At 67.1% G+C, this 22108-nt stretch carries 15 protein-coding genes; 2 read left to right on the top strand and 13 right to left on the bottom strand.

What is annotated here, in order from left to right:
* Positions 1-55 precede the first annotated feature (55 nt).
* The 5 genes from ASC91_RS15030 to ASC91_RS15010 form a co-directional block, all read right to left on the bottom strand.
* Positions 56-1696: a response regulator gene (locus ASC91_RS15030; RefSeq protein WP_082532698.1), complete on the bottom strand. Its 1641-nt coding sequence runs from the start codon at positions 1694-1696 to the stop codon at positions 56-58.
* A gap of 243 nt (positions 1697-1939) precedes the next feature.
* Complete coding sequence (gene dnaJ, locus ASC91_RS15025) at positions 1940-3094, bottom strand: molecular chaperone DnaJ (RefSeq protein ID WP_056198076.1); 1155 nt, start codon at positions 3092-3094, stop codon at positions 1940-1942.
* Between the two features lie 67 nt (positions 3095-3161).
* The gene (gene dnaK, locus ASC91_RS15020) at positions 3162-5126 is read right to left on the bottom strand and encodes a molecular chaperone DnaK (protein WP_056198074.1); all 1965 of its coding nucleotides are present in this window, start codon (positions 5124-5126) and stop codon (positions 3162-3164) included.
* A 127-nt stretch (positions 5127-5253) separates the two neighbouring features.
* On the bottom strand, positions 5254-5778 hold the full coding sequence (gene grpE / locus ASC91_RS15015) for a nucleotide exchange factor GrpE (RefSeq protein ID WP_056198072.1): 525 nt from the start codon (positions 5776-5778) through the stop codon (positions 5254-5256).
* Between the two features lie 81 nt (positions 5779-5859).
* Positions 5860-6261 carry an RNA-binding S4 domain-containing protein gene (locus ASC91_RS15010; RefSeq protein ID WP_056198069.1) on the bottom strand — a complete coding sequence of 134 codons (402 nt, stop codon included), beginning with the start codon at positions 6259-6261 and terminating at the stop codon, positions 5860-5862.
* Between the two features lie 117 nt (positions 6262-6378).
* On the opposite strand from ASC91_RS15010, the gene ASC91_RS15005 reads away from it, so the two are divergent.
* Positions 6379-9093 carry a PEP-CTERM sorting domain-containing protein gene (locus tag ASC91_RS15005; RefSeq protein WP_157281640.1) on the top strand — a complete coding sequence of 905 codons (2715 nt, stop codon included), beginning with the start codon at positions 6379-6381 and terminating at the stop codon, positions 9091-9093.
* Here ASC91_RS15005 and hemH read toward each other — a convergent pair.
* The 8 genes from hemH to argA form a co-directional block, all read right to left on the bottom strand.
* Entirely contained in the window at positions 9090-10178 is a 1089-nt protein-coding gene (hemH, locus tag ASC91_RS15000) for a ferrochelatase (RefSeq protein ID WP_056198065.1), read from the bottom strand. The genes ASC91_RS15005 and hemH overlap by 4 nt on opposite strands.
* A 3-nt stretch (positions 10179-10181) precedes the next feature.
* A complete protein-coding gene (locus ASC91_RS14995) occupies positions 10182-11150 on the bottom strand; it encodes an adenylate/guanylate cyclase domain-containing protein (RefSeq protein ID WP_056198063.1) in 969 nt (322 codons plus the stop codon).
* Between the two features lie 61 nt (positions 11151-11211).
* Complete coding sequence (rpoD, locus tag ASC91_RS14990) at positions 11212-13464, bottom strand: RNA polymerase sigma factor RpoD (protein ID WP_056198062.1); 2253 nt, start codon at positions 13462-13464, stop codon at positions 11212-11214.
* Between the two features lie 341 nt (positions 13465-13805).
* Complete coding sequence (dnaG, locus tag ASC91_RS14985; RefSeq protein ID WP_056198060.1) at positions 13806-15686, bottom strand: DNA primase; 1881 nt, start codon at positions 15684-15686, stop codon at positions 13806-13808.
* A gap of 9 nt (positions 15687-15695) precedes the next feature.
* A complete protein-coding gene (locus tag ASC91_RS14980; RefSeq protein WP_056198057.1) occupies positions 15696-18857 on the bottom strand; it encodes a bifunctional diguanylate cyclase/phosphodiesterase in 3162 nt (1053 codons plus the stop codon).
* A 328-nt stretch (positions 18858-19185) separates the two neighbouring features.
* Entirely contained in the window at positions 19186-19482 is a 297-nt protein-coding gene (locus ASC91_RS14975; RefSeq protein WP_056198055.1) for an H-NS family nucleoid-associated regulatory protein, read from the bottom strand.
* A gap of 421 nt (positions 19483-19903) precedes the next feature.
* The gene (locus tag ASC91_RS14970) at positions 19904-20182 is read right to left on the bottom strand and encodes an oxidative damage protection protein (RefSeq protein WP_056198054.1); all 279 of its coding nucleotides are present in this window, start codon (positions 20180-20182) and stop codon (positions 19904-19906) included.
* Between the two features lie 79 nt (positions 20183-20261).
* The gene (gene argA, locus ASC91_RS14965; RefSeq protein WP_056198052.1) at positions 20262-21605 is read right to left on the bottom strand and encodes an amino-acid N-acetyltransferase; all 1344 of its coding nucleotides are present in this window, start codon (positions 21603-21605) and stop codon (positions 20262-20264) included.
* Positions 21606-21691: 86 nt separating this feature from the next.
* Between argA and ASC91_RS14960 the strand changes: the two genes are divergently transcribed.
* Positions 21692-22084, top strand: a complete 393-nt coding sequence (locus ASC91_RS14960; RefSeq protein ID WP_056198050.1) for a VOC family protein — start codon at positions 21692-21694, stop codon at positions 22082-22084.
* Positions 22085-22108 lie beyond the last annotated feature (24 nt).

The raw sequence follows: 22108 nt of genomic DNA, 5'->3' as shown, positions 1-22108 counted from the left end.
GGCCCCGCGCGGGCTGGCGTCTCGGGTGATACGTGGCCGACAGCGCCGGGTCAGCTCAAGCGGCGATTTCGGCCGTCGCCGCGCGCAGCGTGACGCCGCCCGCGGCCCGCGCCTTGCCTGGCCCGCCGCCCATGGGCTTCACATAGCGCCCGTGCAGGTCGTCGATCTGTTCGGCAAGGCTTGAAGCGCCTTCGATCTTCTCGGCATGGCGTTTCAGCACCAGGCCGGCCATGTCGATGAGCTTGGCGTTGCGCGTGGCCTCGCCCTGCTGGATCAGCAGCTCGACGGCCACCTTGGCACTGCCGCGCAGCGAGTGGCGCATGGCCGTCTCGGCGACATTGAAGATCTGCTGGTGACAATCGCGGAACTGCTCGGCCGCGCCCTGGTGGCCTTCGGACATGGACACGAGGATCTCGGTGCTGGCCTTGGCCGAGCAGTAGCGCGTGCCCAGGCCGCGCAGAATGGGCATCATCTCTTCAAGCTCGACCTCCTGGCTGGACAAGCGTATCCACAGCGCCGTCAGCAGCGAGGCCGCCTCGAGGTCGAAGTTGCCGCTCTGGGCATGCTCGGTGACCTCGCGTGCCATGACCAGGGCCTGGCCGACACGGCGCTCCAGCAGGAAGGCCAGGCCGCGCAAGACCAGGTCAAAGCGCTGCAGCCGGATGGAGCCCGGCGCGCGTTCCAGCGCGGCGGCCAGCGCGTCGTGGGTGTACTTGAAGCCCTTGTGGTCCTTCGCGTCAAAGCGCATCAGGCCGATCAGCACGAGGCTGAGCATGTCGAAGAGCTTGGAGCGCAGGCCCTGGGACATGGCGCGCTCCAGCATCTTCAGCGCCTCGGCGCGCTGGCCGGCGTAAAAACCCAGTGAGCCGCAGCGCTGCAGGCGCAGCAGGCAGCCGGGCGTCAGCGTCGCGGCGGTCTGATAGGTCTTGAGTGCCTGGGCGAGGTCGCCCTGTTCCATCTGCACATGGCCCATCAGGTCATGCGAGTCGGCGTAGTCGGGCAGGTCGCCGGTGAGGTTTTCCAGCGTGCGGCGCGCGGCCTGCAAATTGCCGCTGGCCACCTCGGTACGCGCCACGCCCAGTCGCGCCCAGGGCACGGTCTTGGCAGCGATGATGGCCTCGTACAGCGTGCGCGCGTCGTCGAAGCGCTTCAGCCGCAGCAGCAACTCGGCACCGATGCGCGCGGCATAGAGCCAGTACTTGTCCTTGGCATCGAAGCGCGCCAGGCAGAGGTTGGCAGCGGTCTCGAAGTCCTGGTTCTCGATGGCCTCGAAGATGCCCTTGAGCACGCGCTTGCGGTGGCGCGCACTGGCCAGGCGCTCGGCGAGGTTGGCGCTGGTGTAGGGCTTGATGAGGTAGGCGTCGAGCGCGGCTTCAGCGGCCTCGGCCACCTTGGCGTACGTGGCCTCGCTCGTCACCATGACGAAGACCGTGGAATAGGGCAGCAGGCCTTCACGACGGAGTTCGTCGAGCAGGTCCTGGCCCGAGGTGTCGCTGCTGTCGAAGTGGTAGTCGCACAGCACGATGTCAAACGTCTGATGCTCCAGCATCACCCGCGCATCCTTCACGCGTGGCGTCTGGCGCACGGTGCCGACACCCAGGTCGCGCAACTGCGCCGACATCAGGCTGCGTGAGTTGGCGTTGCTGTCGATGATCAACGCCGACGCCGTCTGGATGGTCTGGTCCATCAGGAACATGCGGCCTCCCGCCCCGGCGCCGGGCCGTGGATTTTGATCGGGAGACGCGCAGAAGAAGTCACTTATGAGTCATTGGGGTGACAGTCGACGGACTTTAGGGTTTATGAGTCAAGTCGGGAGATCTCGTTTACTCGCTCTTTTGGTGCGCGGCGTGATTTACGACGCAGGCGGGCTGCGCGTGACAGGCGTAAAAAAGCCGCGGCTCCTTGCGGAAGCCGCGGCTCTGACCGGTTTGGTGCTCGCTTACTTGAACAGGTCCTTGACCCGATCCGTCCAGCTCTTGGCGTTGGGCGAGTGGCGCTCGCCCCCTTTCTTCAGCGACTCATCGAGCTCCTTGAGCAGCTTCTTCTGATGCTCGGTCAGCTTGACCGGCGTCTCGATGGCGATGTGGCAGTACAGGTCGCCCGGATAGCTCGAACGCACGCCCTTGATACCCTTGCCACGCAGCCGGAAGGTCTTGCCGTGCTGGGTGCCTTCGGGCAGTTCGATCTCCGCCTTGCCGCCGAGCGTGGGGACTTCGATGTTGCCGCCCAGGGCGGCGGTGATCATGGACACCGGCATCGTGCAATGCAGGTCATCGCCATCGCGCTCGAAGATCTCGTGCTGCTTGATGCGGATCTCGATGTAGAGGTCGCCGCTGGGGCCGCCATTCACGCCCGGCTCGCCATTGCCCGCCGAGCGGATGCGCATGCCCTCGTTGATGCCGGCTGGGATCTTCACTTCCAGCGTCTTCTGCTTCTTGACCTTGCCCTGGCCGTTGCAGGTGGTGCAGGGGTCGGGAATGATCTTGCCGCTGCCGTGGCAGTGCGGGCAGGTCTGCTGGATGCTGAAGAAGCCTTGGCGCATGTGCACCGTGCCCGAGCCCTGACATGACCCGCAGGTCTTGGCGCTGGTGCCAGGCTTGGCGCCGGTGCCGCCACAGGTCTCGCAGCCTTCCCAACTGGGAATGCGGATCTGCGTTTCCTTGCCGCGGGCGGCTTCCTCGAGCGTGATCTCCATCGCGTAGCTGAGGTCACTGCCGCGGTAGACCTGCTGGCCGCCGCCCGCACCACGGCGCTGGCCGCCTTGGCCGCCAAAGATGTCGCCAAAGATGTCGCCGAAGGCCTCGGCAAAGCCGCCAAAGCCTTCCGCGCCCGGGCCGCCGCGGCCGGCGCCCATGTTGGGGTCGACGCCGGCATGGCCGTACTGGTCATAGGCCGCGCGCTTTTGCGCGTCGGACAGCATCTCGTAGGCCTCCTTGGCCTCCTTGAAGCTTTCCTCGGACTTCTTCGCCCCGTCGCCCTGGTTGCGGTCGGGGTGGTGCTTCATGGCCAGCTTGCGGTAGGCCTTCTTGATGTCTTCCTCGGTCGCGTTTTTGGCGACGCCGAGGATTTCGTAGTAATCGCGCTTGGACGCCATCGTCTTCTTTCAAGGGCAAAGGCCCGGGCACGCTTGTCGCGGTCCCGGGCCAGGGGTCATGCGGGACTTACTTGCTGTCCTTGACTTCCTTGAACTCGGCGTCCACGACGTTGTCGTCGGCCGGGCGCTTGGCTTCACCTTGCGGTGCGGCCTGGGGCTGTTCAGCACCACCGGCGCCTGTGGCCGCTGCCGCAGCGGCCTGCGCGCCTTGTTGGTCAGCGTAGATCTTTTCGCCCAGCTTCTGGCTGGCCGTCATCAGCTTCTCGGTCTTGGCCTCGATGTCGGCCTGGTCGTCGCCCTTGATGGCTTCTTCCAGGTCCTTCGCCGCGGCTTCGATCGCTTCCTTCTCGGCCGCTTCGAGCTTGTCGCCATGCTCGGTGACCGACTTGCGCACGCTGTGCACCATGCCGTCGGCCTGGTTGCGGGCCTGCACGAGTTCGACCTTCTTCTTGTCCTCGGCCGCGTTGGCTTCGGCATCCTTCACCATCTTCTCGATCTCGGCCTCGCTCAGGCCCGAGTTCGCCTTGATGGTGATCTTGTTTTCCTTGCCGGTGCCCTTGTCCTTGGCGCCGACGTGCAGGATGCCGTTGGCGTCGATGTCGAAGCTGACCTCGATCTGCGGCGTGCCGCGCGGCGACGGCGGGATGCCTTCCAGGTTGAACTCGCCCAGGCTCTTGTTGCCTTGCGCCAGTTCACGCTCGCCCTGGTAGACCTTGATGGTCACGGCTGGCTGGTTGTCGTCGGCGGTGGAGAAGGTCTGCGCGAACTTGGTCGGGATGGTCGTGTTCTTCTTGATCATCTTCGTCATCACGCCGCCCAGGGTCTCGATGCCCAGGCTAAGCGGGGTGACGTCCAGCAGCAGCACGTCCTTGCGCTCGCCGCCCAGGACCTGGCCCTGGATGGCGGCACCGACGGCCACGGCCTCGTCGGGGTTCACGTCACGGCGCGGTTCCTTGCCGAAGAACTCCTTGACCTTGTCCTGCACCTTGGGCATGCGGGTCATGCCGCCGACGAGGATGACGTCGTCGATGTCGGTCAGCGCAACGCCAGCGTCCTTCACCGCGGTGCGGCAAGGCGCAATCGTGCGTTCGATCAGCTCGTCCACCAGCGACTCCAGCTTGGCGCGGGTCAGCTTGACGTTCAGGTGCTTCGGACCGGTCGCATCTGCCGTGATGTAGGGCAGGTTGACGTCGGTCTGCGACGAGTTGGACAGCTCGATCTTGGCCTTCTCGGCGGCTTCCTTCAGGCGCTGCAGGGCCAGCACGTCCTTGGTCAGGTCGACGCCTTGTTCCTTCTTGAACTCGGTGACGATGAAATCGATGATGCGCTGGTCGAAGTCCTCGCCGCCCAGGAAGGTGTCGCCGTTGGTCGACAGCACTTCGAACTGCATCTCGCCATCGACGTCGGCGATCTCGATGATGGACACGTCGAAGGTGCCGCCGCCGAGGTCATAGACGGCGATCTTGCGGTCGCCCTTGCCGTGCTTGTCCAGGCCGAAGGCCAGGGCCGCGGCGGTGGGCTCGTTGATGATGCGCTTGACGTCCAGGCCGGCGATGCGGCCGGCGTCCTTGGTGGCTTGGCGCTGGGCGTCATTGAAGTAGGCCGGCACCGTGATGACGGCTTCGGTCACTTCCTCGCCGAGGTAGTCCTCGGCCGTCTTCTTCATCTTGCGCAGCACTTCGGCCGAGACCTGGGGAGGCGCGAACTTCTTGCCGCGCACTTCCACCCAGGCGTCGCCGTTGTCGGCGGCGGCGATGGTGTAGGGCATCAGGTCGATGTCCTTCTGCACTTCCTTCTCGGCGAACTTGCGGCCGATCAGGCGCTTGACGGCATACAGCGTGTTCTTCGGGTTGGTGACCGACTGACGCTTGGCGGAGGCGCCGACGAGGATCTCGCCGTCTTCCTGGTAGGCAATGATGGACGGCGTGGTGCGGGCGCCTTCGGCGTTCTCGATGACGCGCGTGGTGTTGCCTTCCATGACGGCCACGCACGAATTCGTGGTGCCCAGGTCAATGCCGATGATCTTTCCCATTTGGAACTCCTGAAGATTTGTTGGATGTATTCGATTTGTGGATAACTCGCCGTCCTTCAAGGGCGGCAGGCTGTGAATTAGTGGGGACAGAGCATGTCGCTTCGCGCCAAGGTCTGTCCCCAGGTCCTTAGCGAGGCGCCGACACGGTCACCAAGGCCGGCCGCAGCACGCGGTCGGCGATCAGGAAGCCCTTCTGCAGCACCGCGACGACCGTGTTGGCGTCCTGGGTCGGTGCCGGCACTACGGAGATAGCCTGGTGCTGGTGCGGGTCGAACTTGGCGCCTTGGCCGGGGTTGATCTCCACGACCTTGTTGCGCTCCAGCGCGCTGGACAGCTGGCGTCGCGTGGCGTGCACGCCTTCCAGCACCGTGTCGACGCTGGCGCTGGGCGTGGCGATGGCCGCCTCCAGGCTGTCCATCACCGGCAGCATGGCCTCGGCGAAGGCTTCGACGGCGAACTTGCGGGCCTTGGCCACGTCCTCATCCGCGCGGCGGCGGGCGTTCTCGGTCTCGGCCTTGGCACGCAGATAAGCGTCGCTCATTTCGGCGAGGCGCCCTTCCAGCTCGGCAATCTTGATTTCGGGGTTCAGCTCGGCGGCCGTGGGCTCGGCGGCGCCGGCTGCGTCTTCGGGCAGGGGGTTTTCGGTCGTCATGGCAGAAAAGGAGGGGATCGCGTCGACATGGGGCGCGATGCCCTGGTTTCAAGAGGGGAGATTCAAAACGGATTATCCGGGTCAACCCGGATCTTCATCATCCAGCGAGACGGACCATCGGTCCCAGTCTGCCAAGCGGCGCCGGTCCTGCTTTGTCGGACGACCTTGCATGATCGTGTCGGCCGGTTCCGGCGCCAGGCGGCGCGCCTCGGCGGCCGCCTCCCGGGCGGTGATGCTGGCCTGGGTTTCGGCGTACAGGGCCTGGGCTTGCGGCGCCGGGCCACGCAGGTTGGACAGGCCCAGGACTTCGACCTCGCGGCTCAGCGTGCCGATGCGGATGCTGAGCAGGTCGCCGACCTTCACGTCGCGCGCCGGCTTGACCGGCTGGCCGCCCACGCGCACGCGGCCGAGATTGATCTCGTCGACGGCAAGGGCGCGGGTCTTGTAGAAGCGCGCGGCCCAGAGCCATTTGTCCAGGCGCATCGAAGTCGGGGAATCGGGCACGGGCGAAAAAGGTCCTCAGGTTTAGGGATGATTGTCGCCAAGCCCGCCGGTAGCGTTGCGCAGCCCGATAGGGGCGCTGCTTGGGGGAGGTTCGCAATGAAAAAGCGTGCGTGGGTGGGCCGTGCAACGGCGGTGGCGGCGATGCTGGCCTGCGGGGCGGCGACGGCGGATGTGATCGTGACGGGGGCCTACAGCGTCTACCCGACTTTCACGGCGCCCGGACCGGGCGATACCAACCTGGGCGGCAACACGCTGGGGCTGGGCGGCAACGGCACGGCGCAGCTGCTCGTCAATGGTGGCTCGCGCCTGAGTGCAGCCTCGGTGCGCTTCGCCGACGGCGGCACGGGCATCGCGACGGGCCTGGTCACTGGCGCCGGCTCGCTGCTGACGATCAATGGCAACGGCAGCACCAACCGGCTGGAGCTCGGCGCCTGGGGCCAGGGGTCGCTGACCATCGCCGACGGCGCCACGCTGGACGCGCGCGCCGACAGCGCCCGATGCCTGCTGGGCCCGCAGTGGTGCCACAACTTCATCGGCAATGCCGCCGGCAGCGACGCGACGCTGACCGTCACCGGCGCCGGCTCCAGCGCGAGCTTCCTGCGCGCCTTCGTCGTCGGCGGGCTGGCAGTGTTCCGCCCGCCGATCGAAACCTTCACCTTCGGCACGCCGGGTGGCATCACGCGCGGACGCGTCGAGGTGCTGGCGGGCGGCCTGCTGACGACCGACGGCGGCTCGATCGGCGTCGCGCCGGGCGGCTCCAGCCCGCTGGGGAGCGAGCGCAGCTTTGCCTCGGTCGTCGTCGACGGCGTCGGCTCGATATGGCGAGTGACCGGCCCGACGCTGGGCAACGGGTCTGCCTTCATCAACCTCGCCGAGCACGCCAATGCCTGGGGCACGCTGGACGTGACCGGCGGCGGGCAGGTGCAGATCCAGGGCCGCGCCGGCATCTACAACGGCATCAACGTGGGCTCGACCGGCGGGCGGGGCGACATGCGCGTGGCCGGCGCCGGCTCGGCCGTCGTCTATAGCGGTGACGCTGGCTATCTGCAGGTGGGGCGCAACAACGCCACCGGCCTGCTGCAGTTGCAGGACGGCGGCCAGGTGAGCGGCCTGTTCTACGTGGCCATCGGCCGGGACGGCGGGCATGGCGAGCTGCAGGTAGACGGCGCGGGCTCGCAGCTGCGCATCGACGGCCTGGGCTCGGCCGCCGCCAACGGCGTCCTGACCGGCCCGGTGCTGGATGTCGGGCGCAATGGCACGGGGCGGGTCACGGTCAGCAACGGCGGCCGCATCGATCTCGTCGCCACCACGGCCCAGCCCTCGGGCACGGCGCTCAACCTCGGTCGTGAGGCGGCTTCGTCCGGCACGCTGAACATCAGCGGCGCCGGCTCCGTCGTCTCCATCTCGGCCGCTTCGGTGCTGCCGGGGGGAGGCGCCGGCGAGGCCTTCAATCCCATCATGCGCGTGGGCCGCGACGGCTCAGGCTTCCTGAACATCAGCGCGGGCGGCCAGCTGATCCTGGACGGCCAGGCGGTGTCCACCGCGACCAACTCGCGCAGCACCAGCCTCTACATAGGCGGCACCAGCGACACCCAGCCCGGTGGCCGTGGCGTGGCCGTGGTGACCGGCGCGGGCTCCGAAATACGCCTGATCGGTACCGACAGCTATATCGGCGTCGGCCACGGCCCTCAGAGCTTCGGCCAGCTGACGGTGGCGGACAACGCGCTGGTCAGCGCCATCGGCATGAACGTGGGCCGCTCCGGCGGCGTGGGCGTGCTCAGCGTGGACCATGCCAGCCTGAGCTTCAGCGGCCAGCAGACCGGCAGCACCTTGTCGGGCGCTTTCCTGTCCATCGGCCGCTCTGATGGCACGGGCGTGGCGACGATCACCAACGGCAGCCATGTGACGCTGGTCAACGCGGGCAGCGCGGGGGCATCGCTCAACCTCGGCGGCACCAGCGTGGGCCCGGGCGGCGACGGCACTCTGACGCTGTCGGGCGCTTCCAGCATCAGCATCCAGGCCGCACCGGGCCAGAGCGCGATGACCATCGGGCGCGAAGGCACCGGGCTGATGCGCGTCAAGGGCGGCAGCAGCGTGGACGTGGCCGGGGGCGGCATCTTCGTCGGCCGCCTCGGCGGGTCGGACGGCACGCTGCTGATCAGCGAGGGCTCCAGCGTCAGCGCTAACTGGATCGGCGTCGGCCGCAACCGGACCGCCGGCGGCTCGGTGGATGGCGGCACGGGCACGTTGGTGGTCAACAACAGCACGCTGACCGCGAACACCATCGTCATCGGCACCAACGGCTTCCTCGGCGGCAACGGCACCATCATCGGCGCGGTGACCAACTACGGCATCTTTAGTCCGGGCAACTCGCCTGGCCAGATGCGCATCGACGGCAGTTTCACGGCCGCGGCCGGCAGCCGCCTCATCATGGAGGTGCAGGCTGACGGCAGTGGTGGCTGGCGCACCGACAGCGTCGTGTTCGGCAATGGCACGGCCCTCGACCTGAGCCATCTGAGCGTGGAGTTCCGCTTCCTGGGCAATACCGATCCGAATGCCTTCCAGGCCAGCGGCGGCTTCAACGTCGACACCTTCTTCCAGACCTCGGGCGGCCAGGGTCTGGGCCATCAGGCCTTCGCCGGGGCGAGCTTCAGTGCCCGGGCCGATGCCTACCAGTTCACCAGCTTCAGCTTCAGCGCCAATGACGGGGCGGTGTTCACGGCGGCCGCCGTGCCCGAGCCGGGCGCCGGCGTGATGGCGCTGGCCGGGCTGGCAGTGCTGGCCGGCGTGGTGCGGCGGCGGCGCCGCTAGTTCTTGGCGCCTGCCGCCAGCGCGCGCTGGCGCTGCAGGGCCAGGGTGTCGGGATGCGGGGCTTCACCGGCCCAGCCCTGCAGGTGGCGCTCGGCCAGCTTGGCCAGGGCGCGGATGCCGGCCGGGTGGTCGTTCAGGCAGGGGATGTAGGCAAAGCGTTGGCCACCGGCGGCCAGGAAGGCGGCGCGGGCTTCCTGGGCAATCTCTTCCAGCGTCTCCAGGCAGTCGACCGCGAAGCCGGGGCAGATGACGTCGGCGGACTTGAGGCCGCCCTTGGCCAGCTTGACCAGCGTGGGCTCGGTGTAGGGCTCCAGCCACTTGGCCTTGCCGAAGCGGCTCTGGAAGGTGACCAGCCATTCACCGTCTCGCAGCCCCAGCGCCTCGGCCAGCAGGCGGCCGGTCTTCAGGCATTCGCAGTGGTAAGGATCGCCGAGGTGCAGGGTGCGCTCGGGCATGCCGTGAAAGCTCATGACCAGCTTGTCGCCACGGCCCTCGCGCTGCCAGTGCTCGCGCACGGTCTGGGCCAGGGCGGCGATGTAGCCCAGCTCATCGTGATAGCGGTTGATGAAGCGCAGCTCGGGCAGGTGACGGGTCCGCAGCGCCCAGCGGGCGACGTCGTCGATGACGCTGGCGGTGGTCGCGCCCGAGTACTGCGGGTAGGCGGGCAGCACCAACACGCGGCGCACGCCTTCGCGCTTGAGGGCGTCGAGCGTGGCGGCAATGGCAGGCTGGCCATAACGCATCGCGAAAGCGACGCGCGCGCGGCCGCCCAATGCGCCTTGCAGCAGCTTGGCCTGCTTTGTTGTCCAGACCTTGAGCGGCGAGCCCTCGGGCGTCCATACCGTTGCGTACTTGGCCGCTGACTTGGCCGGCCGCACGCGCAGGATGATGCCGTGCAGGATGGCCAGCCAGATCAGCCTGGGGATCTCGACAACGCGCGGGTCGGCCAGGAACTGGGCGAGGTAGCGGCGCAGGGCAGGGGCATCGGGCGCGTCGGGTGTGCCGAGATTGCACAGCAGCACGGCCACATCCGGGCCAGCGGGCGCGACGCCGTGGCGCTGCGGCGGTTCGGGAAGAAAGGCCATGAGTCAGCGCCTGGAGCGAGGGCCGCCGAAGGGCTGGGGCTCGGTGTCGTAGAAGTGCAGCACCTCGAAGCGCACGATGGGCGACTGCTCGTCCGTGGGCATGCCGCCCAGGCCGATGACGCCACTGCCGTGCAGCGTGCAGCTGCCGCGCTTGAGGCTCAGCAGCTCGCCCGAATCACCGAAGCGCACATACGTGCCGTTATAGGACAGGTCGGTCAGCTCGAAGCTGCTGCCTTGCCAGTCGATGCGGGCATGTGAGCGCGACACGCGGGCGTCGGTGATGCAATAGGTGGCCTGCACGCTGCGGCCCAGCACGATGGGCATGGCACCGATGTCGAAGACGCGGTCCAGGTCCTGCCAGATCAGGCGCATGCCGTCCGGCTCGGTCGAGCGCATCGGCTCGCCGAACTGGGTGGCGGTGTCGTCGGCGCTGACCAAGGGCGCTGCGTCCATGCGGTAGACGTGTACAGGCTCGACGCGGCCGCGCACCGAGATGCGGTCCAGGCTGCGAAAGCGCCCCTTGGACGCATGGTGCAGGCCCGTCAGCACCTCGGCGGTGATGAGGATCTCGCCGTCGCCGGCATGGTCGATGAGGCGGGCGGCGACGTTGACGGCGTCACCGAAGCAGTCGCCGTTGAGCTCGACGACCTCGCCACGCGCCAGCGCCACTTGCAGCCGCATGGCCAGCATGGGCGGGTTGCTCTGGCGGCGCGCGCGTTGCACGGTGCGTTCGAGCATTTCCTGCATGCGCTGGGCGGCACGCACGCCATCGCGCGGCGTATCGAAGGCGGCCATCAGGCCATCGCCCAGAGTCTTGATCAGCTGGCCGCCGCTTTCCAGCACGGCTTCGCTGATCTGGCCGACTGTCTGGGTGACCATGCCACTGGCTTCGGCATTCCCGAGGGCCTCGTACAGCCCGGTGCTGCCGCGCAGGTCGGCAAAAAGGACGGTGCGCTCGCGGATCGCGGTCATGGGGGCAGTTTATCGACGTAAGAAAGGCCGGACAGGCCGGCCTTTGTTGCGAATACAGCGATTAGAGGTTGTCGAGGTAGGTACGCAACTTGTCGCTGCGGCTCGGGTGCTTCAGCTTGCGAATCGCCTTGGCCTCGATCTGGCGGATGCGCTCACGCGTCACGTCGAACTGCTTGCCGACTTCTTCCAGCGTGTGGTCGCTCTGCATCTCGATGCCGAAGCGCATGCGCAGCACCTTGGCTTCGCGCGGCGTCAGCGAGTCGAGGATGTCCTTCACCACGTCGCGCAGGCCGGCCTGCATGGCCGCTTCGATGGGCGCCGTGTTGTTGGTGTCCTCGATGAAATCGCCCAGGTGGCTGTCGTCGTCGTCGCCGATCGGCGTTTCCATGGAGATCGGCTCCTTGGCGATCTTCATGATCTTGCGGATCTTGTCTTCCGGGATCTCCATCTTCTCGGCCAGCGTCGGGGCGTCCGGCTCATAGCCGAACTCCTGCAAGTGCTGGCGCGAGATGCGGTTCATCTTGTTGATCGTCTCGATCATGTGAACCGGGATGCGGATGGTGCGGGCCTGGTCGGCAATGCTCCTCGTGATGGCCTGGCGGATCCACCACGTGGCATAGGTCGAGAACTTGTAGCCGCGGCGATATTCGAACTTGTCCACCGCCTTCATCAGGCCGATATTGCCTTCCTGGATCAGGTCCAGGAACTGCAGGCCGCGGTTGGTGTACTTCTTGGCGATGGAGATCACGAGGCGCAGATTGGCCTCGATCATTTCCTTCTTCGCGTCACGAGAGGCCTTCTCGCCCTCGTTCATCTTCTTGTTGATGTCCTTGAGGTCGTCCAGCGGCACCACGGCCTTGGCCTGGATGTCCGTCAACTTCTGCTGCAGCTCCTGCACCGGCGGCAGGTTGCGGCTCAGGATGATGCTGTACGGCTTGCCGGCGGCGACTTCCTTCTCGGCCCACTTCAGGTTCAGTGCGTTGGGCGGGAAGGTCTTGATGAAGTGCTCTTGCGGCATGCCGCACTTGTCCACCACGATCTTGCGCAGCTCGCGTTCATAGCGGCGCACGTCGTCGACTTGGCTGCGCAGGATGTCGCACAGCTTCTCGATCGTCTTGACCGTGAAGCGGATGGTCATCAGCTCCTGGCTGATGGCCTGCTGGGCCTTGTTGTACGGGATCGACTTGTAGCCGTCCTTCTCGAAGGCCTTGCGCATCTTGTCGAAGGCAGCGGACATCGAGTCGAGCTTGACCAGCGCGGCGTTCTTCAGCTCTTCGAGCTTCTTGGTCAGCGCCTTGGAGCCGCCGTTGCCGTCGTCGTCGTCTTCCTCGTCGAACTCGTCGAAGTCTTCCTCGGCCACGTAGTCGTCGGCCTCGTCCTCGGCCACGAAGCCGTCGACGACGTCGGAGATCTGCATCTCGCCAGCGCGGATCTTGGTGGCGAACTCGAGGATGTGGGCGATGGTGGTCGGCGAGGCCGAGATGGCCAGCATCATGGCCTGCAGGCCGCCTTCGATGCGCTTGGCGATCTCGATTTCGCCTTCACGGGTCAGCAGTTCGACCGTACCCATCTCGCGCATGTACATGCGCACCGGGTCGGTCGTGCGGCCGAACTCGGAGTCCACCGTCGACAGCGCGGCTTCGGCGGCTTCTTCGGCCTCTTCCTCAGTCGACGTGGCCGTGGTGTTGCCCTGGATCAGCAGCGTGGCGGCGTCGGGCGCCTGCTCGTAGACCGCGATGCCCATGTCGTTGAGCATGGAGATGATGGCCTCGAGGATTTCCTCGCTGACCAGCTTCTCGGGCAAGTGGTCGTTGATCTCCTGGTGTGTCAGGAAGCCACGCGTCTTGCCCATCTTGATGAGGGTCTTCAGCTCGGAGCGGCGCTTGACGGCTTCTTCTTCCGTCAGCGCGGTCTCTTCCAGGCCGAATTCACGCATCAGCGCGCGCTCCTTGGCGCGGCTGACCTTCATGCGCAAGGGCTTGGCCTTGACCGTTTCTTCCTCGACCGCAGCCACTTCCTCGACGACTTCGGCCTCTTCGCCTTCGATTTCGGCCTCGATGTCGGAGAAGTCTTCCTCGTCCTCGGCTTCCTTCTTGCTGCCGACCTTCTTGGTCTCGGTGGCCGCCTTGGGTTTGCGGCCGCGCTTGGGCTTGTCCTCTTCGGCCACGGCGGTCTTGGCCGTCTTCGTGGCAGGCTTGGCCGCCGCCTTCGCGGTCTTGGCGGGCGCCTCGGCAGCGGCCTTCACGGCCGTCTTCTTCTTGAGTTCTTCGGCAGGAGCGGGGCTGGCCTTGGGCGCGGTCTTCTTGGCGGTCATGCAGGTCCTTCGTATTTGCGCGGTCAATTCAGAAATGCGGCAGCCACCGCGGCCAACCCGGGCTCGGCGTCAAGCCGGCGGGGCAGGGGGCGGTGGCTTTCGTCGTCAAGGTATCAATCAGCGAGTGATCGAGGGACCCTGGCGTGGCGCGAACAAGCTGGCGTGATCGTTTGGTATGCAGAGCTGGCGGATGTTTTGGCCATTAAAACCCTGATGGGTTACCCAGTGTCGCTGGGTGGCCGGGGCCGGCATCTCTCTGCCGTCACTCTTGTTGACGCGCGCGGAAAACGCAAGATTATCAGCCATTTGCGGCTGAATTGCAAAACCGTGACAGGTAAACCCTAGCTTTGCACGCCATGGCGCTCGCGCAACCGGGCCAACGCCTCCAGCGCCAGGCGCCGTTCCTCGTCGGTGGCGCCGCTGCCGCCGGGCAATGCGGCAGGGGCTCGGGACCGCAGCGCGGTGATCGCGCTGGCGAGGTCGCCAGCCGGGTCGGACTCCTCGATGCCCAGTTCCTGCACGCTGCGCACCAGCCGATGCACGGCCTCCGCATGGCCCTCCGCCGCCAGGCCAGCCTGGACGACGGCCCAGGGGCTGGCGCCGTGGTGGGTCAGGTGGCGCTCCAGCCAATGGACGAGTTCGCCATGGCCGCCGGGCAGGTCGTGCAGCAGGACGCGGTCCTCGTCGGGCAGGCTGTCCCAGAGCTCGCTGTGCTGCAGCAAGAGTCGGGTGGCGTGGTCGGCGGCGGTCGCCGGCGTAACCCGCGGACCGGCGGGGCGAGGCTCGGCATCGCGGCGCGACTTCCAGTCGCCTTTGCCTTTCCATTCCCCCTTCGGCTTCCATTCACCTTTGGGCTGCCAACGCGGCTTTTCGGCGGGTGCCGCCGTCTCCTTGGTGGCACCCGCGGCAGGTGCGGGTGCGCCCAGCCACAGCGCTTGCAGCTCGGCCTCGGGCAACTGCCCCTGGCGGGCGAGTTCGCCGAGCAGCTGGCGGCGCAACAGACCTTCCGGCAGCAGGGCCCAGAGGGGCTTGGCCTGGTTCAACATGCGGGCGCGGCCTTCGGGTGTGCCGAGGTCGCAGCCCTCGGCGGCGACCGTGATGAGCTGGCGCGACAGCGGTACGGCACCCTCGATGCAGCGTTCGAAAGCCTCCGCGCCTAGCTCACGCACATAGGAGTCCGGGTCGTGCTCGGTGGGCAGGAACAGGAATTTGACGGCGTGGGTTTCGGTCGCGTGGGGCAGGGCGGCTTCAAGCGCCCGGCCGGCAGCGCGGCGGCCAGCGGCGTCGCCGTCAAAGCTGAAAACGACCATGTCCGTATGCCGGAAGAGCTTGTGCACATGCTCGGCCGTGCAAGCCGTGCCCAGCGTTGCAACGGCATTGCCGATGCCGTATTGAGCGAGGGCGACGACATCCATATAGCCTTCCACGACCAGGGCATGGCCGCGCTGGCGCATTGCCTGGCGGCCTTCGTAGAGGCCGTAGAGTTCGCGGCCCTTGATGAAGACGGGCGTCTCGGGCGAGTTCAGGTATTTGGGCTCGCCCTTGTCCAGCACACGGCCGCCGAAGCCGATGACCTCGCCTTGCACGTTGCGGATGGGAAACATGATGCGGTCGCGGAAGCGGTCGTAGCGCTTGGCATCCTCGCCGGGCTCGACGTCGGGCGAAATCACCAGGCCGGATTCGACGAGTTGCGGATCGTCGTATGAGGGGAAGCCGCTGGCCAGCGAACGCCAGCCTTCGGGCGCATAGCCAAGGCCGAAGCGGGCTGCGATCTGGCCGGTCAGGCCGCGGCCCTTCAGGTACTGGACGGCCCGGGGCGCCTGGCGCAGCTGGGCCTTGTAGAACTCCGCCGCGCGGGCCAGCACATCGGTCAGGCTCTGCTGCCTGGCTTTGTCGGCTTTGGCGCGCTCGCGCTGTTCGGGGCTGCGTTCGTCCTGCGGCACCTGCATGCCGACCTGCTGGGCCAGGTCCTCCACCGCTTCGACAAAGGTCGCAGCGGTGTGTTCCATCAGGAAGCCGATGGCATTGCCGTGCACGCCGCAGCCGAAGCAGTGGTAGGTCTGGCGGCTCGGGCTGACGATGAAGCTCGGCGACTTTTCCCCATGGAAGGGGCACAGACCCTTGTGGTTGATGCCCGCCTTTTTGAGCTCGACATGGCGACCCACCACGTCGACGATGTCGACGCGGGAGAGCAGGTCCTGAATAAAGCCGGGCGGGATCACCCGTGGATTTTAGAGATTGGCCTGGGACGGGCTGCGCAACTGCGCAATCCAGTCGCTGTTGCCGAAAGTTTGCATCCAGACGGGCAGCGCCGAAGCGGGCATGGCTGCGGCAATGCCGTTGCCCTGGCCGAGGCGGCAGCCCAGGCGCAACAGCTCGCGCGCATGGGCGCGGCTCTCGACACCCTTGGCCAGCACGGCACAACCGATATTGCGCGCCAGGCCGATGACGCTCTCGACGAGCGACAGGTCCTGGGCATCGCCCAGCATGCCCTGCACATAGCTACGGTCGAGTTTGAGGGTGTCCACAGGCAGACGCTTGAGTGAACTGAGCCGCGAGTAGCCGGCGCCGAAGTCGTCCAGCGCGATGCCAATGCCCAGGCTCAGGCAGCGCTGGATGAGGGCTTGGGTGGCGACCGTCTCGACCAGTGCGTCGGACTCCAGCACGTCCAGGTGCAGCAGATGGGCGACCTCAGGCGACTGGCGCTGGATGAGTTCCTGCAGGCGCTGCGGGAAGTCGTGGCGGCGCAGCTGGCGGGCGCCGACGTTGACGCTGACCGGCAGACCCTTGCCATCGTTGACACCGGCGCGCAGCCAGGCCATCGCCTGCGCCAGGGCCTGCTCGATGACCCAGTCGCCGATCTGCACGGCCAGGCCGGTCGCCTCGACCAGCGGCAGGAAATGCGCCGGTGCGAGCAGGCCGCGCTCGGGGTGCTGCCAGCGCAGCAGGGCTTCCACACCCATGACCTGGCCGCTGCGCAGGTCGATCTGCGGCTGGTAGTGCAGCAGCAGTTCATTGCTGTCCAGGGCGCGTTGGAGTCGCGCGACGGCAATCATGCCGGCCTCATCGCGCTGGTCCAGCGTCGGGTCATGGAACTGGATGCCGCCGCGGCCTGCATGTTTGGCGCGGTAGAGGGCGTGGCCGGCGTGGCGCAGCAGCGTTTCCGGGTCGGCGTCGTCCTGGGGATAGAGGGTGGCGCCCATGCTGGCGCCGATTTCAATGGCCAGGCCGCTGCCGACACGGTTCTCGCGGATGGCGACCGGCGTGGACAGCACCGCCAGCAGGCGGTCGGCGGCGCGCTGGGCCTCTTCGGGCGTCTGCACGCGCATCAGCACGGCGAACTCGTCGCCATGCAGCCGGGCCAGCTGGTCGGCGGTATCTGGCGCGGCGCCACGCGAGCCGCGCAATGTGGCTTGCAATCGGCCACTGAGTTGAAGCAGCACGGAATCCGCGACAAGCTGGCCGTGCTCCGCGTTGACGCGGGCGAAGTCGTCGAGGTCGATGAGGCCGACAATGAGCCTGAAGCCGTCGCGGTTGGCCGCGACCAGGGCCAGCTGCAGCCGCCGCATGAACTCGTCGCGGTTGGGCAGGCCGGTGGCGACGTCAAAGCGCAGGCTGCGGCGCAGCAGGTCCTGCTGGCGCAGGCTCTCGCCGAGGTCGGTCAGGCTGAGCAGCCGCCACCTCGGGCTGACGCCGTCGGGCTCCGGCACGGGGCTGAGTTTGGCCGAGAAGACGTGTCGGCCGCCGTCCTCAAGCTCGGCCTGCAGCTGGCCGCTCCATGACAGGCCATCATTCAGCGCTGTCTGCAGCTCGACGGTCTCGTGGCCACTGCGCTGCAGATTGGCGATGCTCAGCGGTGTGGCCGGCCGGCCGACGAGAGCCTCGCGCGGTGCATGCAGGATGTCGCAATAGGCTGAGTTGACCTCGACGACGCGCCACTGCGTGTCGATGACAGCCAGACCCTCGCTGGCCTGCTGGAAGAGGGTGGCCGACATGCGCTCGCGTTCCTCGGCCGTGTGGCGCCAGCTGACATCCGCCAGCGTTGCGATGAGGCCACGCGCGCGGCCCTGGCGGTCGCGCAGCGGGACATGGGCCTGCAGCTCATGCCAGCGCCAGTCGCCGCCGTCGGCCGCCAGCCGCAGCGACACGCCCAGTTGGTTGAGCTGCGGGTCGGCCAGCAGCTCGCGCAGCGCACGGCGCACCGGTTCGCGGTCGCGCGGGTGAGCCAGGCGTACCCAGTCCAGCGGCGCAGTGCCGGCTGCGGTGCCGTCGACGGGCGTCGTCAGGGCCTGCCAGCGCGCCGACGCGTGGCGGCGGCCCTCGGGCAGGCGCCACTCGGCCAGGGCCAGGCCCTGGGCATCCAGGGCGCTGCGCCAGCCGTCCCGGTCGCGCAACTGGTGGTGGCTCAGCGCGATATGGACCAGTGGCAGCAAGGCGAAGCCAGCGCCCAAGGCATAGGAGAGCAGGGCCGGCGGCGCGCTGAGTGCCCACAGACCCAGCAGGCCGGCACCCAGCATGGCATTGGCGCGAGGCGAGGCTTGCAGGGCATGCAGACAGAGGAGCAGATGTGGCAACAGCAGCGCGGCGCCGGCCTCCGGCAGCCAGATCAGGGCCGCCTGGGCAAGAACGGCCGCTGTGGCCAGCATGCGGGCGGCCCAGCGGCCGCCGCGGCGCGGGCGTTGGGTGCTGGCCTGCAGGCAGGTACCGGCGCAGAGCAGCCCAAAGCCCCAGGCGGCCGCGAGTTCCAGCGCGCCACCAAGCGCGCCGCTCCGGGTCAGCCCCGCGGCCATCGAGGCTGCCAGTGCGAACAGGCCAGCCAGTACCGGTGCGGCCAGTCCACCCAGCAGGCCGAAAAGAAGGACTTCGCGGCGACCAGTGAGCCGGCCCGTCAGGCGCAGCCGGCGCATCAGCGTGCGATTCAAAGCGATCGCGAGCAGGGGCAGGGCCAGCGCCGTGAGCACGGGTGCCGAGATCAGCAGGTCCAGTGCTGCTGCCGGATCCGCGGGCGAGCGCGCCAGCAAGGGCAGCCCGGCGCCCAGCAGCAAGCCCGCCATGACCAGCGGCAGCACCCAGGCGCTCAGCCGCCATAGCGTCAGCAGGCCCAGAGCCGCCAGCAGCATGGGCACCAGCAGGTCCTGCGCTGGCATGGCCGCAGCGGGCTGGGGAATGCGCAGCAGAGGCGGCAGTGCATCGGCGGCGAGCCCCCAGGCGGTAACCAGGCCGCCCCCCAGGCCGGCCAGCGCGGCCAGGCCGACGCGGCGCAGACGGCGCCAGCCGCGGCGGCGGTCATGGATGCGGCGCGGGCCAGGTGGCAGGGTCGTGGAGGGCGGCGCCTGGACGCTCAGGTCTGGGGCGTGTTCGTCGGATTCCGGGTGGCCGGAATGCAGATCCATGGCCGGGGCCTCAGGCCGATACCTGGGTCAGCGCGCGCACGCAGGGCGCTGGCCAGGTGAATGGGTGGCAAAAATCCGGCATCGCCGCAATCTCGTCGCCGCCATGGCGCGACGATCCCTGGGAAAACCCCAGGCACAGGGTCGCTGGCAGCGTGACGAAAGGCATGGCGCAGTTTAGGCGGGACCTGCACCAAAAAGGAAAAGGGCCATCCCGTAGATGGATGGCCCTGGTCGGTCGCGCCAGCGGGCGCCGGCAGCGGGAATCTGTTCAAACCCCGCAGTCAAATCGCCGGCGTATGCCGGGCAATTGGCCTGCAGGAATTGCCGGTCAGACGGAGAAATCGGTCAGCTTGGCACCGCCTGCAACGGCAGCCTTGAGCCATTTGGGCTGCAGGCCCCGGCCACTCCAGGTTTCACCGGTGGCCTGGTTGCGATACTTGGCGGCCACCTTGGACACCTTGGCCGGCTTGGGCGTGCGCGTGCTGAGGTCGGCCACCGTCAGGCCATATTCGCTCATCAGGGATTTCACCTTGGCCACCGCTTCGCTGCGTTCGCGGTCCTTGGTTTGGCTGATCTGTTGATCAAGTGCCTCGCGCTGGGCCAGGAGTTCTTTCAGAGTGGACATGCTGCTATTCCTCTTGCGATTTGAGCGGGGAGACTCGCGACATTGACCGCCGCGGCCCCGGAGCCTTGGGGCCGATTGACCGCGAGTATCTCCGTAGGCGAATTAAATCCCGACGGGCAGCATAAATGCAAGAGTTTTCGTTGGTCGGTTGCGACGAGTTTCTTGCTGGTTCGGGCTATTTGCCGATTTGGCGGGGCCGGCCGGCGTTCTGCTGCGACGGCAGCCTTGCAAAACTGAAAGAGAAAAGGCCGGCGACTTGCGTCCCGGCCCTGCACATATGCGGTGATTTGCGCTTATTCGTTGGCCGGCGGCACGTAGCCGGCCACTTGTTCCGCACCGGTACCAAAGAAATTGTTGGTGGCTGCATCACCTGCGCTGCGCGCAGATGAGCATCCCCCACAGTTTTTCACCTGAGCTGCGCTCAGGCCGATGGCGGTACATAGCCCGCCACCGCTTCGGCACCTGTGCCGAAGAAAAACTGTTCAGCCTGGCGCATCAGGTATTGGCGGGCACGCTGGTCGGCGAGGTTGAGGCGGTTTTCATTGACTAGCATGGTCTGATGCTTCATCCAGGCCGCCCAAGCTTCCTTGCTGACGCTTTCCCACACCTTCTTGCCGAGTTCGGTATGAGCCGGGTAGGGCGGGAAGTCCAGCCCTTCGGCTTCCTTCTTCAGATAGGCACATTGAACGGTGCGGGGCATGGCGGACTCCTACAAACACGAGAAATGAGAAACGGCCGGCACTTTAGCGCGGCGGCCGTTTGGGCGAACCCGGCGGGGCTTAGTTGAATCGTTTGACCAGCACCAGCGAGCGCCGGTCCCAGTTGTATTTGCGCTTGCGCTCTTCGGGCAGCCATTCCGGGTCCACCTGCTGGAAACCGCGCTTGATGAACCAATGCATGGTGCGCGTCGTCAGCACGAAGATGCTGTCCAGGCCCTGGGCCTTGGCGCGCTGCTCGATTCTTTTCAACAGGCGGTCGCCGTCGCCCTGACCTTGTACTTCGGCGGAGACGGTCAGTGCGGCCATCTCGGCGGTGCGCGCCTCGACATAGGGGTAAAGGGCGGCGCAGCCGAAGATGACGCCGTCGTGCTCGATGACGGTGTAGAGCTCGGCGTCGCGCTCGATCTCGGTCCGGCTGCGCTTGACGAGGGTGCCGTCGCGCTCGAAGGGCTCGATGAGCTGGATGATGCCGGCCACGTCGTCGGCGCTGGCCTCGCGCAGGCTCTCCAGCTTCTCGTCGACGACCATGGTGCCGATGCCGTCATGGGTGTAGACCTCCTGCAGCAGCGCGCCATCCACCGCGAACGGGATGATGTGCGAGCGCTCGACGCCGGCACGGCAGGCCTCGGCGCAATGGCGCAGGTAGAAGGCGACATCGGTCGGCTGGGGCGCCGGGCCGGCCTTGGCCAGCATGCGGTCGGCGTCGGCCACGGCCAGCTCGGTATCGATGGGGCTGTCCGGGTCGTCCGGGTTCTCGGGCACGCCGTCGACCTCGCAGACGAACAGCAGCTTGTCGGCCTGCAGCGCGATGGCTGTGGACGTGGCCACGTCTTCCATCGACAGATTGAAAGCCTCACCCGTGGGTGAGAAGCCGAAGGGGGACAGCAGCACGATGGCGCCAATGTCCATGGCGCGCTGGATGGCCGCGGCGTCGACCTTGCGCACCAGGCCTGAATGCTGGAAATCCACGCCGTCGACGATGCCGACCGGTCGCGCGGTCAGGAAATTGCCGGAGACGACGCGCACCGTCGCATTGGCCATCGGCGTGTTGGGCAAGCCCTGGCTGAAGGCCGCCTCGATCTCGAAACGCAGCTGGCCGGCGGCCTCCTGGGCGCAATCCAGGGCCACGGCGTCGGTGATGCGGCGGCCATGGCTGAAGCGGGGCGTCTGGCCCTTGGCAGCGAGTTGCTCGTTGACCTGCGGCCGAAAGCCGTGCACCAGGACGATCTTGATGCCCATGGCATGCAGGATGGCCAGGTCCTGCACGAAGGCATTGAGCTTGCCTGCCGCGATCAGCTCGCCCGGCATGCCGACGACGAAGGTCTCGCCGCGGTAGGCATGGATATACGGCGCCACGGCGCGGAACCAGGGCACGAAGGTGTGGGGAAAGACAAGACCGGTCATGGGCCGAATTGTCGCCCGTGACGCGGGTCACTTGACGCTGTCATGTTCGGCCCCGACGATGGCCGCCCCACCACCCGGAGACCGCGATGAAGGACTATCAAGACGTCTACATGACCCCCGGCGCCTTCAGCTGGAATGAGTTGGGCACGCCCAACCCCAAGGCCGCCTGCGAGTACTACGGCAGCCTGTTTGGCTGGACCTTTGACACGATGAACATGGGCCAGGGCGATTACCACGTCATCAAGGTCGGTGACGTCGCGGTCGGTGGCGTCATGACGCCGCCGGCACCCGGCCCGGCCATGTGGGGTGCCTATGTCACGGTCGAGTCCTGCGACGCGACCGTCGAGAAGGCCAAAAGCCTCGGCGGTACGGTCTGCGCCGGCCCCTTCGACATTCCGACGATCGGCCGCATGGCCGTGTTGCAAGACCCGCAGGGCGCCGTGATCCAGGTCATCAGCTACTTCCCGCGCAGCGAATAAAGCGCTTGCGGGACAATCCCGCCG

The sequence above is a fragment of the Pelomonas sp. Root1237 genome (genome assembly GCF_001425055.1).
Lineage (GTDB): Bacteria > Pseudomonadota > Gammaproteobacteria > Burkholderiales > Burkholderiaceae_C > Pelomonas.
Note: the sequence above shows the minus strand (reverse complement) of the source record. Positions and strands in the feature narration are given on the sequence as shown.

Coding starts and splice junctions, on each gene's coding strand:
- ASC91_RS14970 (WP_056198054.1), bottom strand. CDS start 20,182: ATGCCCCGCACCGTTCAATGTGCCTATCTGAAGAAGGAAGCCGAAGGG.
- hemH (WP_056198065.1), bottom strand. CDS start 10,178: ATGGCCTTTCTTCCCGAACCGCCGCAGCGCCACGGCGTCGCGCCCGCT.
- ASC91_RS14980 (WP_056198057.1), bottom strand. CDS start 18,857: ATGGATCTGCATTCCGGCCACCCGGAATCCGACGAACACGCCCCAGAC.
- ASC91_RS14995 (WP_056198063.1), bottom strand. CDS start 11,150: ATGACCGCGATCCGCGAGCGCACCGTCCTTTTTGCCGACCTGCGCGGC.
- rpoD (WP_056198062.1), bottom strand. CDS start 13,464: ATGACCGCCAAGAAGACCGCGCCCAAGGCCAGCCCCGCTCCTGCCGAA.
- ASC91_RS15005 (WP_157281640.1), top strand. CDS start 6,379: ATGAAAAAGCGTGCGTGGGTGGGCCGTGCAACGGCGGTGGCGGCGATG.
- dnaK (WP_056198074.1), bottom strand. CDS start 5,126: ATGGGAAAGATCATCGGCATTGACCTGGGCACCACGAATTCGTGCGTG.
- ASC91_RS14975 (WP_056198055.1), bottom strand. CDS start 19,482: ATGTCCACTCTGAAAGAACTCCTGGCCCAGCGCGAGGCACTTGATCAA.
- argA (WP_056198052.1), bottom strand. CDS start 21,605: ATGACCGGTCTTGTCTTTCCCCACACCTTCGTGCCCTGGTTCCGCGCC.
- grpE (WP_056198072.1), bottom strand. CDS start 5,778: ATGACGACCGAAAACCCCCTGCCCGAAGACGCAGCCGGCGCCGCCGAG.
- dnaJ (WP_056198076.1), bottom strand. CDS start 3,094: ATGGCGTCCAAGCGCGATTACTACGAAATCCTCGGCGTCGCCAAAAAC.
- ASC91_RS15030 (WP_082532698.1), bottom strand. CDS start 1,696: ATGTTCCTGATGGACCAGACCATCCAGACGGCGTCGGCGTTGATCATC.
- ASC91_RS14960 (WP_056198050.1), top strand. CDS start 21,692: ATGAAGGACTATCAAGACGTCTACATGACCCCCGGCGCCTTCAGCTGG.
- ASC91_RS15010 (WP_056198069.1), bottom strand. CDS start 6,261: ATGCGCCTGGACAAATGGCTCTGGGCCGCGCGCTTCTACAAGACCCGC.